We start from the raw sequence: 12,235 nt of genomic DNA, 5'->3' as shown, positions 1-12,235 counted from the left end.
CTCGTATGCCGGCTACGACCCTGTTTTCCTGTCCATCGCCCGCTCGGTCATCGGCGGCCTGTGTGTTTTCGGCTGGTGCCGCTGGCGCGGCATTGCGCTGTTCACGCCCGACAAGACCCTCCTCGCCGGCATCCTGGCAGGCGCGCTTTTCGGTCTCGAGTTCCTGTTTCTCTATGTCGGGCTCGAGCACACCACTGTCGTGCGCAATACCTTGCTGGTCAACACCATGCCGTTCTGGATGCTGGTCGGCGGCCATTTCCTGCTGGGCGAAAGCATCACGGCACGCAAGCTGGTTGGTCTTCTGCTCGCTTTCGCCGGACTGATCGCGGTGTTTTCCGATAAACTGAGCGCCAATGGCGGCGCAACATTGGGCGGCGATTTGCTCAGTCTCGGTGCCGGCATTCTGTGGGCCGTGACCAATATCGTCATCAAGCGGTCGAAGCTGGTGACGGCCAGCGCCGAAAAGCTGCTGCTCTATCAGCTGGCCGGGGCCGCCGTCGTCGGCATTTTGGTGATGCCCTTTGCCGGGCCGCCCGTCCGCAACTTTACCGTCTTGCCAACCTTGGCTCTGCTGTTCCAGGCCGTCTACGTTGTCGCCTTCACCTATGTGCTGTGGTTCTGGCTGCTGCGGCGCTACCCTGCATCTGGACTGTCGAGCTTCACCTTCCTGTCGCCGGTGTTTGGTGTGCTGTGCGGCGCCGTGTTCTTGAACGAGCCGCTGACCGTTCGTATCTTCCTGGCACTCGCCCTGATCGCCGCCGGACTCATCATCGTCAACCGGCCGGCCCGAAAACAAAGTCCCGGATGAGCATGCGCGATATATTGAACGACCTCGAAGCTGGAAAGCAGCTCTCCGATCCGGACCCGGTGCGTCGCGCCCAGATCCAAATGAAGACGCCGCTGCCGAAGCGCTTCTACAAGACCGTCGCGGTAGCACCGGTCGAAGACGGTTTTGCCGTCCATCTCGATGGCAAGCCCGTCCGCACGCCGGCCAAGGCGCTGCTGGCGCTGCCGACCGAAAAGGCGGCTGCACTCGTCGCCAAGGAATTCGCCGCACAGGAGGAGACCATCAACCCGGTGACGATGCCGGTGATGCGTCTGGTCAATACGGCAATCGATGGCGTCGCCAGTGATCCTCAGGCCGTGCTGGAGGACATCCTGCGCTTTGCCTCGTCCGATCTGCTCTGCTACCGCGCCGATGCGCCCCAAGGACTCGTCGACCGGCAGAACGAGCATTGGGATCCCGTCATCGACTGGGTGCACAGCGCGCTCGGCGCCCGGTTCCATCTCGCCGAAGGCGTGATCCATGTCGAACAGCCGCGCGAGAGTATCGCGCTGCTTGGCCAGCATCTTGCCCAACGTGCCGATCCGCTGCGCCTTGCCGCCATCCACGTCATGACGTCGCTGACCGGATCGGCGCTGCTGGCGCTGGCCGTCGATGTCGGCGAGCTAGACGGCGAGGCGGCCTGGGCTGCCGGCCATGTCGACGAGGACTGGCAGGCCGAGCAATGGGGCCATGATGCCGAGGCGCTCGCGCGCCGCGCGGCCCGCAAGCGCGACATGATGGCGGCAGTCGGACTGCTCGACGCTCTCAAAGGCTGACGGCACTACCTGCGATTTCGCACTGCACATTAGACCAAAGTCATAATCCCAAAGGCGGTCTGCCTCTGGGCACTGCTTTCTGTCATTTTTTGCACTGATGGCTGCACTGAGTCTGCGTTGCGAGGAAACGCGGACGATGAAGTGCCGCATCGAGGACTGGCAGAATCACACGGGAGGATACGCTCATGGCAATGGCATCGACCGCCGGCAAAACAAGCCGCGGCATGACGCGCGAGGAGAAGAAGGTCATCTTTGCTTCCTCGCTCGGCACCATTTTCGAATGGTACGATTTCTATCTCTACGGTGCATTGGCGGCCGCGATCGGCACCGCATTCTTCAACTCCTATCCGGAAACAACGAGAAATATCTTCGTGCTTCTGGCGTTTGCCGCAGGCTTCATCGTTCGCCCGCTTGGTGCCCTGGTGTTCGGCCGCATCGGCGATCTCGTCGGCCGCAAGTACACATTTCTTGTCACCATCATGATCATGGGTCTGTCGACCTTCCTCGTCGGCGTGCTTCCCGGCTCCGCCAGTTGGGGCATTGCCGCGCCGATCATGCTGATTGCGCTCCGTCTGCTCCAGGGTCTGGCGCTTGGCGGCGAATATGGCGGCGCCGCGACCTACGTCGCCGAGCACGCTCCAGATGACCGCCGTGGCTTCTACACCTCATGGATCCAGACCACCGCAACGCTCGGCCTGTTCCTGTCGCTGATCGTGATTCTGATTGTGCAGAATTCCCTCAGCAAGGAAGATTTCACAGCTTGGGGCTGGCGCATTCCGTTCCTGGTTTCCGCGGTCCTGCTCGCCATCTCGGTCTGGATTCGCCTGTCACTTGCCGAGTCTCCGACCTTCCAGCGTATGAAGGCAGAGGGCAAAGGCTCCAAGGCACCCCTGTCCGAAGCCTTCGGCCAGTGGAAAAACGCCAAGATCGCATTGCTGGCGTTGCTTGGCCTTACCGCTGGCCAGGCCGTGGTCTGGTACAACGGCCAGTTCTACGCGCTGTTCTTCCTGCAGAACGTGCTCAAGGTCGATCCGCAGTCGGTCAATATCATGATCGCGATCGCGCTGGCGCTTGGCACCATCTTCTTCGTCGTATTCGGCTGGCTCTCCGACAAGATCGGCCGCAAACCGATCATCATGGCGGGTTTGGCGCTGGCGATCGTCACCACCTTTCCACTGTTCAAGGCACTGACCCGCGCCGCTAATCCCACTCTAGCTACCGCGCAGGAAAATGTTCGAGCAACCGTCACCGCCGCACCGGGCGACTGCAGTTTCCAATTCAATCTTACCGGAACATGGAAATTCACCAGCTCGTGCGATGTTGCCACGGCATTCCTTGCGAAGAGTTCCGTGCCATACGATGTGGTCACGACAGCCGCGCCCGGAACTGCTGCAACGGTCAAGATCGGCAACGAAACGGCTGAAGCCTATGACGCGGTCGCGGCTGGCGACCAGTTGAAGGCCAAGGACACAGCCTTCGGCAAGGCAATCAATATCGCCTTACAGGATGGAGGTTATCCTCTAAAGCGTGCGGCATCGAAAGTGGCCGACCAGAAGCTCGACGCTTTTGTGGCTGCCAATCCCGAGCTTAAACTCGATGCCACCGCGATTCGTGCCGGCGAAAAAACGACCGTCCCGACAGACAAGGCAGTCGCTGACAAGATCCTGACCAAGGAAGAAGCGGCTGGCGCAACCGAGGTGACAGTCTACAACATTCCCGCGTCCGGCGCTTTTGCCATGTTCGCGGATCCGGCACAGATCAACTGGCCGCTGACCATCGGCATCCTGTTCATCCTGGTTCTGTACGTGACCATGGTTTACGGGCCGATCGCTGCGATCCTGGTCGAGATGTTCCCGACCCGCATCCGCTACACCGGCATGTCGCTGCCTTATCATATTGGCAATGGCTGGTTTGGCGGTTTACTGCCGGTGACCGTCTTCGCGCTGAGCGCGGCTAAGGGCAACATCTATTACGGCCTCTGGTATCCGGTCGCCGTTGCAGCGATGTCGCTGATCATTGGCATGATCTTCGTCAGGGATACCCTCGGAACAGACCTGCACACCAAGCAGTAGCCGACCTGTCCCGGCTCAAGCAAAGCCCGGCGCGAGCGATCGCGCCGGGCTTTGCCAATTTATCAAATACGCGGACGGAGAAGCCTAGCTCTTCCGATCCTGTTTCGCTTCCTCGATCGCTGCCTCATGATACCAGGCACTTCCGAAATCCGTGCGGTTGCGCAAAGAAGCAAGTTCTGCCGCGAACTTAGCCTTTCCGCTTAAATTTGAGGCAGACACGCGCGCTGCCACCGGGAACATCAGGATTTTGGCCGACTGACGAGTGGAAGTGATTTCCATTGTCGGTTTCCTTTCTTCGACAGAACCTAGCCGATTCAACCTTTCCCCAAGATAGGTTCAGCAATCGAATTAGGCAATATGATTATAAAAAGATCACTAGTTGCACATTATTTATGCAAACTATGCTTGTGAGTGATCCCAGCGCACCTTGCAGCGGCCCGGCAATTTTGCGCCGATGCGACCTCACTTTGCCGCACCCGTCGCCGGCGAGAATGGCACACGAATTGCTTTTTGATAATCCGGCAGGTCGGCTGCTGGATAGGCCGGCCTGCTCCGGCGCCATCCAGGGTTCGGTGATCAAGCAACGAGAGGCTAGAATGACGAAATACAAGCTCGAGTACATTTGGCTCGATGGATACACCCCGGTTCCCAATCTTCGCGGAAAGACGCAGATCAAGGACTATGCCGAGTTTCCGACGCTCGACCAGCTTCCGCTGTGGGGCTTCGACGGTTCTTCGACCATGCAGGCCGAGGGCCACAGCTCCGATTGCGTTCTGAAGCCGGTCGCCGTCTACCCGGATCCGGCCCGCACCAATGGCGCGCTCGTTATGTGCGAGGTCATGATGCCCGACGGCGTGACGCCGCATGCCTCCAATAAGCGCGCCACCATCCTCGACGACGAGGGCGCCTGGTTCGGCTTCGAGCAGGAGTATTTCTTCTACAAGGACGGCCGCCCGCTCGGCTTCCCCGAGAGCGGCTATCCGGCGCCGCAAGGCCCGTACTATACCGGCGTCGGCTACAGCAATGTCGGCTCAGTCGCCAGGCAGATCGTCGAGGAGCATCTCGACCTTTGCCTTGCCGCCGGCATCAACCATGAAGGCATCAACGCCGAGGTGGCCAAAGGCCAGTGGGAATTCCAGATCTTCGGCAAGGGCTCCAAGAAGGCCGCCGACCAGATGTGGATGGCGCGCTATTTGTTGCAGCGCCTGACCGAGAAGTACGGCATCGATATCGAATATCACTGCAAGCCGCTCGGCGACACCGATTGGAACGGCTCCGGCATGCATGCCAACTTCTCGACCGCCTATATGCGCGAAGTCGGCGGCAAGGGCTATTTCGAGGCGCTGATGGCAGCCTTCGACAAAAACCTGATGGATCACATCGCCGTCTATGGGCCGGACAACGACAAGCGTTTGACCGGCAAGCACGAGACCGCGCCCTGGAACAGGTTCAGCTACGGCATCGCCGACCGCGGCGCCTCGATCCGCGTGCCGCATTCCTTTATCAATAACGGCTACAAGGGCTATCTCGAGGATCGCCGCCCGAACTCGCAGGGTGACCCCTACCAGATCGCCTCGCAGATATTGAAGACGATCGCCTTCGTCCCGACCAGCGCCGAGGTGTCGGCCGCGGCTTGAGCATTCGTCCCGGCGTAGACCTCAGGTCTGCGCCGTGACTTTCTCTCCGATCGCATCGCAATAAAAAACCCCGGCGTCTCCTCCGGGGTTTTTTGTTGGCTGCAACGATCTGGATCAGACCGAATAGTACATATCGTATTCGACCGGATGCGGCGTCATTTCGAAGCGCATCACCTCGGCCATCTTGAGCTCGATATAGCTGTCGATCTGGTCGTCGTCGAATACGCCGCCGGCCTTCAGGAAGCCGCGGTCCTTGTCGAGGCTCTGCAGGGCTTCGCGCAGCGAGCCGCAGACGGTCGGGATCTTCTTCAATTCCTTCGGCGGCAGGTCGTAGAGATCCTTGTCCATCGGCTGTCCCGGGTGGATCTTGTTTTTGATGCCGTCGAGGCCGGCCATCAGCATGGCGGCAAAGGCGAGATAGGGGTTGGCACCCGGATCGGGGAAGCGGACCTCGACGCGCTTGGATTTCGGCGACGAGCCGAACGGAATGCGGCACGAGGCCGAGCGGTTGCGGGCCGAATAGGCGAGCAGCACCGGCGCTTCATAGCCCGGCACCAGGCGCTTGTAGGAGTTGGTGAGCGGGTTGGTGAAGGCGTTAATCGCCTTGGCATGCTTGATGATGCCACCGATGTAGAACAGGCAGCTCTCGGACAGGCCGGCATATTCGTTGCCGGCGAAAGTCGGCTTGCCTTCCTTCCAGATCGACTGGTGGACGTGCATGCCCGAGCCATTGTCGCCGAACACCGGCTTCGGCATGAAAGTGGCCGTCTTGCCATAGGCGTTGGCGACCTGGTGCACGACATATTTGTAGATCAGCATCTTGTCGGCGTTGCGGACCAGCGTGTCGAACTTGATGCCGAGCTCGTGCTGGGCGGCGGCCACTTCGTGATGGTGCTTTTCAACGCGCACGCCCATCTCGGCGAGCACGGTGAGCATTTCCGAGCGCATGTCCTGCGCCGAATCGACCGGCGGCACCGGGAAATAACCGCCCTTGATGCGCGGCCGGTGACCGAGGTTGCCGGTCTCATAGTCGGTATCGTCATTGGACGGCAGTTCGGTCGAATCCAGCCTGAAGCCGGTGTTGTAGGGGTCGGCCTTGTACTTGACATCGTCGAACACGAAGAACTCGGCTTCCGGGCCGACGAAGATCTGGTCGCCGATGCCTTCGGCCTTCATGTAGGCCTCGGCTTTCTTGGCGGTACCGCGCGGATCGCGGTTGTAGGATTCCCCGGAGATCGGATCGAGAATGTCGCACAGGATGACCATGGTCGACTGCGCGAAGAACGGGTCCATATGCACCGTATCGGAATCCGGCATCAGCACCATGTCGGACTCGTTGATCGCCTTCCAGCCGGCGATCGAGGAACCATCGAACATGACGCCATCGGCAAACATGTCTTCCTCGACCTCGACGACATCCATCGTAACGTGCTGCAGTTTGCCCTTCGGATCGGTGAAGCGCAGATCGACGAACTTAACGTCGTTGTCCTTGATCTGCTTCATGATGTCTTTGGCTGTCGTCATGTCCCTGCTTCCCTATGTGATGACGTTTTGAACATGGCCTTTTAACGGGAAAATTCAGACGGCGTCCATGCCGGTTTCGCCGGTGCGGATGCGCACCACTTCCTCGATATTGGAGACGAAGATCTTACCGTCGCCGATGCGGCCGGTCTGGGCCGCCTTGCGGATGGCTTCGATCGCGGCTTCGACCGCATCGTCGCCGAGCACGACTTCGATTTTCACCTTCGGCAGGAAGTCGACGACATATTCGGCGCCGCGATAAAGCTCGGTATGGCCCTTCTGGCGGCCAAACCCTTTGGCCTCGGTAACGGTGATACCTTGCAGGCCGGCCTCCTGAAGCGCTTCCTTCACTTCGTCTAGCTTGAACGGCTTGATGATCGCTTCGATCTTTTTCATGTAAAAAGTGGCCTCCACTGCCAAAAAAGACGGGTTGTGAGCCCCGCTTGCGCCTCAATCAAGCACGAACTGTGCCAATTGATGGGGTGCCGGGTGGGCTCACATGATTTGGATACCATGCTACGCGGGAATGTACATTCGCGTCATTCCCTGCGTCGGATGCGCCATGAACGCCGCGAGCCTACACACCGCCGGTCCCGTCGTCCGCACAAAAAATGGGCAGATCGGATATTTCATGGGCAGCTGTGGACCTGCGCCTCGCCGCTCCGGGCATAGCCGGTGTGTTTCATAACCTTCGTAGTTTGCGTCGGATCAAAAACTGGACAATGCTTCGGCAGATGATGTGCATGTCGCCCGCATGAGCCACGAACTTCTTTCTCCGTCCGAAATGGCCGAGGCCGACCGGCTGGCGATTGCCGCTGGTCCATTCGACGGCATCGGCCTGATGCGCAATGCCGGCGCTGCGGTTGCTGCCGTGGTGCTCAAGCGCTACCCGAAAGCAACGCGCGTCCATGTGCTTTGCGGCCCCGGCAACAATGGCGGCGACGGCTATGTCGTCGCCCGCATCCTTCGGGAGAGCGCCGTCGACGTCTCGGTATGGGCGTCCGGATCGCCTAAAGGCGGCAGCGATGCGGCAGTCGCTGCCTCGGAGTGCCCGGTTGAAGCTCGGCCGCTGCCGGATTTCGTTGCCGAGACGGGCTCGATCGTGGTCGATGCGCTTTACGGGGCGGGGCTGTCCAAGCCGCTATCCGGCGACCCCGCCAAGGCGATCGACAATGTGGCGGAGTTGAATTCGCCGGTCGTCGCGGTCGACCTGCCGTCGGGCGTCTCCGGTGAGAGCGGCAATGTCCTCGGTCAGGCTTTCCACGCCCGAATCACCGTGACCTTTGCGCGAAAAAAGCCAGGCCATCTTTTGTTGCCGGGGCGCGAGCTGTGCGGCGAAATCGTGCTCGCTGATATCGGCATAAGCGACAGTGTTGTTGCGCAGCTTGAACCACGAACATTCGAGAACATTCCGGCGCTCTGGCTTGGCCGCTTTCCGGTTCCGGCCGTCGACGCCCATAAGTATAAACGCGGCCATGTCGGCGTCTTTTCCGGAGGGCCGTCGGCGACGGGTGCTGCGCGGCTGTCGGCGCTTGCCGCGGCAAGGAGCGGGGCAGGGGCAGTCACCATGCTGTCGCCGGCGAACGCCATCCATGTGAACGCGGCGCATCTGACCTCGATCATGCTGCGCAAGGTAGACACTGTCGCGGATGTGGACGAATTCGTCGGCAGTCGCCGACCATCGGCCTTCGTGCTCGGCCCGGGATTTGGCATTGGTGAGAAGACGCGCGAATTCGCCCTGGCCGTGGTGAATGGCGCCCATGGGCAGGGCGGCGGGATTGAGGGCTTGGTGCTCGACGCCGACGGCGTCACATCGTTTCGCGACGCGCCGGATGCCCTGTTCGAAGCCGCCAGCCGGCCGAGCGCGCCGGCTCTGGTGATGACGCCGCATGACGGCGAATTCGCCAGGCTTTTTTCAGATATCGCCGGGGACAAGGACCTGTCCAAACTCGCTAAGGCACGCGCCGCAGCCGAACGGGCCAACGCCATTCTCGTCTACAAGGGTGCCGACACTGTGATTGCGGCCCCCGATGGCCGGGCAGCGATCAACGGCAATGGCGCGCCTTGGCTGGCCACCGCCGGTTCGGGCGACGTGCTGTCGGGTATCATCGCCGCGCTGCTGGCGCAGGGCATGCCGGCCTTTGAAGCGGCCTGTGCGGCAGTCTGGATCCATGCCGAGGCCGGCAGCCGTTTCGGACCGGGGCTGATCGCCGAGGACCTGCCGCCGGCGCTAGTGCCGGTCCTGCGCGAGCTTATCGAAAGTCGCGGGATAGCTGCCGAATGAACCGCATGTTCACGCTGCTCGTTGCGATCGTCAGCGCCGTATTCATGGCGCAGGCTGCGAACGCCGAAACTCCGCTGACGATCGTCGACGACCCGGCCGTTCTCGCCGCCCTCGACAGCAACGGTTACGGGTTCGCCGGCATTTTCGGCGTCGATGGCAAGGGCGATTTGAAGACGCTTTATGACAAGGCTCCGGCCTATCACGCGATTGTCGAAACGATTGCAAGCGACGTCGCAGCATTGCGGGCCGAGATGAAGGCCGGCGGTCGGCCGCTCTACGAGGTGACCGACGGCAATGTTGGCCGTGTCATGGACATGCGCTGGCTGAGGACCGAGGCCGCACGCTTCCGCCTTGTCGGCGTGGTCAACCGGCTCGACCGGCGCGACTTCGCCGCGTTGCAAGGCGACACGAGTTGCGGCGAAGTGCGCTTCATCTATCGCCTCGCCTACAGCTTCAAGAAGAACGGCAAGGTTTTGGCCTCGCGCCTGCCGTTCAATTTCAGTGCCGTCTACAATGCCGCGCCGGATGCCGATGGCGGTTGTGTCGGCGTCGCCGGACGCTGGGCACCACAGCTCGACGAGAACGTCGATGCTGGGTGGCTGACCGGTGGCCCGCTGGAAATGTCGGCGCTCACCTTCAAGCAGCTCGAGCTCAATGCGCAAGTGGTGCGCTTCCCCTCCGGCCAGGAGACCGAATTCGGCGGGCAGGCTGCCTATCTCATGCGAATTTTCGGCATGGACGGAGCGGCTGCCAGCGAAAAGCCGCTGGAAAACACGCCCGATACGGTACGTCTCGCCGAAGACGCTGCGCTGAAAGCAAGACTTGCCGACTATGTCCGCACCAATGTCGCGGCGGTCGATCTCGGCGTCTACCAGATTCCCGAGGAATTCCTGGCAAGGAAGGTCATCTCTTGGTCGACCTTCGGCAGTGCGAGGCAGGCCAACCACCTGTTCACGCCACTGTTCCAGTCCGCGGATTTCGCTGGTGTCGATTTCTCTGCAATGAAGCTGGTGCGCACGCCGGAGGCACTGGTCGAGCGGCTGGACAACGGCGCCTGCCAGGGCTGCCATCAGGCGGGCTCGACCGCCGGCTTCCATTTCATCGGCCTCGACGACAAGACGACCTCGCCGCTCAACCGCATCGAGGTCGGCATCTCCCCGCATCTCCACGCCGACATCCCGCGCCGCGTCGCCTGGCTGCGCGCGACTGCCGACGGCAAGGAACCGAACCGCTTTCGCCCGTTATCGTTCGCGCCGCCGGCGACCTGGAACGATGCCGGCGAAATCGCCTATTCGCCGGCCGAGATGGCGATGCCGTGCCTGATGCCGGCGGATGCGGCCCGCTTCGGCGCGACCTGGCAATGCGGCGCCGGCACCGTCTGCACGCCGCTGGCGACCTCGTCCGGCGTACGCACCAAGCTGGCGCAATGCCTGTTGCCCAAGCACAGCGAAGACATGTTTTCCGGCCACCCCTGTTTAACGGGATCCATCGCGAGTAACCCGGCACAGCCTTTCAATGACCGGTATACCATCACCGGTCAGTTCGCGGCGTTCGCGCCAAGCATTTCGCGCGCCGCCTACACCTGCCGACCGCCGAAGATCGGTGTGCCGGCGGGTATCGCCTATCGCGGCTGCGACGACCGGGATCGCAGCTTTGCCGCCTTCAAGACGGGCAAGCCGATGCCGAACGAGATTTGCGGACTGGTCGGCGGCAAGAAATTCGACACCTGCGTGGCGACCAATAACTTCGACCAGTGCCTCGGCGGCGCCGTCAATCGCGGTAATCGTCCCGCCTGTTCGGCCGACCATTTCTGCCGCGAGGATTACATGTGCCAGTCGCTGCCGCCCGATACACCCGGTATCGGCAAAGTGAAGGGCATCGGCTTCTGCTCGCCGACTTATTTTATCTTCCAGATGCGCATCGACAATCACGCCACGCCATGGTCGGGCGCTGTCCGCGCGACGAGGGGGGCCGGGTTCGGAGCGGCGGAAGCGGAATAGCCTGCGCCGACTGCGCATTAGCCGCTATAGTTTCAGGTGGATAGCTATCGATCGAGATAGTCGGCGATCTTCGATGTCCATTCGCCGTCGAAATGGCGGACATGTTCGGCGACGATCTCATCGCTCAGCAGGCTCGACAAGGCGGAAACCAGAACTGGTTCTATCTCTGGAGCCGAGCTAAATCCAAGAGCAGTCAAACGTTCGGACCAGGGCGGATGATCCGCGCTTTCCTTATCTGGCGCGTCCCAGGCCTTTTGCGCATATTCTTGCAGGATGGGAAGCCTCGACAGGTGACTGGCGGCCGCCAGAACTCTTTCAAGTGGTGGACGAGGCGGTACCATGGTGCCAAGCAGTTCACGTTTAAGCGGAATATACACTTGGTCATCGAAGAACGCACTGGCAGCACCGATCAGCAGCAGGGCGCGCGCCGTTTCATATGCATCGCCGGACATCGCTGCATGACGATCTGCGTCAATTTCCGCCCGCCGCGACAACCGTATTTCTTCGCGCTCCAGCGTGCGCGACAGCGGGCCAAGCATCCAGTAGAACAGGCTGCCCGAAACGGTTTTTCCCGGTGGGGCGAAGTCGAAGATTAGATCGAAGCTCTTTTCGAGTTCGGCCAGGTTGAGCCCGCCATTTGTATCTTTATTTTTCAGATGGGCGTCCTCATGGGCCAAGATCGCCGCAAACCCCTTTTGGTCGGTCGCTGCGAGCAGCGGCAGGCCCACGGTGAGAATTGCCCTGCGACCAAGCAGGCCCAGAAACGGCCGCTCTTCACCGATACTGGCGTTGAGATCGTCGCTCAGGATGATGCTCGTGCGGCTGGCGCGGTGTTTGCCGGCAATACTCTCCCAGACGGCCCACAATTTCGGGGCTGATTCCCGAGTAATCCCGTCCACCTTGCTGGGTCGAAAACCGGCGAACAATGTCCCGATCAACAGAACGATGGCCAGCATCGCGGCCGGGATTGCAACAACGCCAGTCGCGATGACAGCGAGCGGATAGCAATCGAGGAACCAGAACCACAGGAGTATTGGGCAAAACAGCGGCATGGCGAAGAGCAGGATGGCAAACCTGCCGAAACGCGCTCCTACATAGAGGACCAGGCGCGACATCAAC

General features: G+C 61.0%; 10 protein-coding genes. 6 read left to right on the top strand and 4 right to left on the bottom strand.

Annotated elements, in window-relative coordinates; genetic code table 11:
* From NKI25_RS25265 to NKI25_RS25255, 3 genes are all read left to right on the top strand, one after another.
* Positions 1 to 808, top strand: an 808-nt coding sequence (locus tag NKI25_RS25265; RefSeq protein WP_352795553.1) for a DMT family transporter, incomplete at its 5' end; no start/stop codon positions are given.
* Positions 809 to 810: 2 nt separating this feature from the next.
* Positions 811 to 1,602, top strand: coding sequence for an ATP12 family chaperone protein (locus NKI25_RS25260; RefSeq protein WP_352795551.1), 792 nt, complete (start codon positions 811 to 813; stop codon positions 1,600 to 1,602).
* 185 nt (positions 1,603 to 1,787) lie between these two features.
* Positions 1,788 to 3,674, top strand: coding sequence for an MFS transporter (locus NKI25_RS25255; protein WP_352568580.1), 1,887 nt, complete (start codon positions 1,788 to 1,790; stop codon positions 3,672 to 3,674).
* 84 nt (positions 3,675 to 3,758) lie between these two features.
* On the opposite strand, the gene NKI25_RS25250 is transcribed toward NKI25_RS25255, so the two are convergent.
* Complete coding sequence (locus NKI25_RS25250) at positions 3,759 to 3,953, bottom strand: DUF2735 domain-containing protein (RefSeq protein ID WP_352568581.1); 195 nt, start codon at positions 3,951 to 3,953, stop codon at positions 3,759 to 3,761.
* Between the two features lie 317 nt (positions 3,954 to 4,270).
* On the opposite strand from NKI25_RS25250, the gene NKI25_RS25245 reads away from it, so the two are divergent.
* Positions 4,271 to 5,311 carry a glutamine synthetase beta-grasp domain-containing protein gene (locus NKI25_RS25245; protein ID WP_352999675.1) on the top strand — a complete coding sequence of 347 codons (1,041 nt, stop codon included), beginning with the start codon at positions 4,271 to 4,273 and terminating at the stop codon, positions 5,309 to 5,311.
* A gap of 114 nt (positions 5,312 to 5,425) precedes the next feature.
* On the opposite strand, the gene glnA is transcribed toward NKI25_RS25245, so the two are convergent.
* Both glnA and NKI25_RS25235 read right to left on the bottom strand, forming a co-directional pair.
* Positions 5,426 to 6,835 (bottom strand): type I glutamate--ammonia ligase, encoded by a 1,410-nt coding sequence (gene glnA / locus NKI25_RS25240; protein ID WP_352457514.1) that lies wholly within the window; start codon positions 6,833 to 6,835, stop codon positions 5,426 to 5,428.
* 54 nt (positions 6,836 to 6,889) lie between these two features.
* A complete protein-coding gene (locus NKI25_RS25235; RefSeq protein ID WP_019857988.1) occupies positions 6,890 to 7,228 on the bottom strand; it encodes a P-II family nitrogen regulator in 339 nt (112 codons plus the stop codon).
* Between the two features lie 358 nt (positions 7,229 to 7,586).
* Between NKI25_RS25235 and NKI25_RS25230 the strand changes: the two genes are divergently transcribed.
* Positions 7,587 to 9,116, top strand: coding sequence for an NAD(P)H-hydrate dehydratase (locus tag NKI25_RS25230; protein WP_352568583.1), 1,530 nt, complete (start codon positions 7,587 to 7,589; stop codon positions 9,114 to 9,116).
* On the top strand, positions 9,113 to 11,116 hold the full coding sequence (locus NKI25_RS25225; protein ID WP_352593864.1) for a hypothetical protein: 2,004 nt from the start codon (positions 9,113 to 9,115) through the stop codon (positions 11,114 to 11,116). The genes NKI25_RS25230 and NKI25_RS25225 overlap by 4 nt, the downstream gene beginning before the upstream one ends.
* Before the next feature lie 44 nt (positions 11,117 to 11,160).
* Here NKI25_RS25225 and NKI25_RS25220 read toward each other — a convergent pair whose 3' ends face one another.
* Complete coding sequence (locus NKI25_RS25220) at positions 11,161 to 12,231, bottom strand: M48 family metallopeptidase (protein ID WP_352568585.1); 1,071 nt, start codon at positions 12,229 to 12,231, stop codon at positions 11,161 to 11,163.
* Positions 12,232 to 12,235 lie beyond the last annotated feature (4 nt).

The organism is Mesorhizobium sp. M0808, from assembly GCF_040320025.1.
GTDB lineage: Bacteria > Pseudomonadota > Alphaproteobacteria > Rhizobiales > Rhizobiaceae > Mesorhizobium.
This window is presented reverse-complemented; position numbering and strand designations above follow the sequence as displayed.

What these genes read in the sequence shown, in the direction of transcription:
- glnA (WP_352457514.1), bottom strand. Translation starts at nt 6,835, where the DNA reads ATGACGACAGCCAAAGACATCATGAAGCAGATCAAGGACAACGACGTT.
- NKI25_RS25235 (WP_019857988.1), bottom strand. Translation starts at nt 7,228, where the DNA reads ATGAAAAAGATCGAAGCGATCATCAAGCCGTTCAAGCTAGACGAAGTG.
- NKI25_RS25250 (WP_352568581.1), bottom strand. Translation starts at nt 3,953, where the DNA reads ATGGAAATCACTTCCACTCGTCAGTCGGCCAAAATCCTGATGTTCCCG.
- NKI25_RS25225 (WP_352593864.1), top strand. Translation starts at nt 9,113, where the DNA reads ATGAACCGCATGTTCACGCTGCTCGTTGCGATCGTCAGCGCCGTATTC.
- NKI25_RS25255 (WP_352568580.1), top strand. Translation starts at nt 1,788, where the DNA reads ATGGCAATGGCATCGACCGCCGGCAAAACAAGCCGCGGCATGACGCGC.
- NKI25_RS25230 (WP_352568583.1), top strand. Translation starts at nt 7,587, where the DNA reads ATGAGCCACGAACTTCTTTCTCCGTCCGAAATGGCCGAGGCCGACCGG.
- NKI25_RS25260 (WP_352795551.1), top strand. Translation starts at nt 811, where the DNA reads ATGCGCGATATATTGAACGACCTCGAAGCTGGAAAGCAGCTCTCCGAT.
- NKI25_RS25220 (WP_352568585.1), bottom strand. Translation starts at nt 12,231, where the DNA reads ATGTCGCGCCTGGTCCTCTATGTAGGAGCGCGTTTCGGCAGGTTTGCC.
- NKI25_RS25245 (WP_352999675.1), top strand. Translation starts at nt 4,271, where the DNA reads ATGACGAAATACAAGCTCGAGTACATTTGGCTCGATGGATACACCCCG.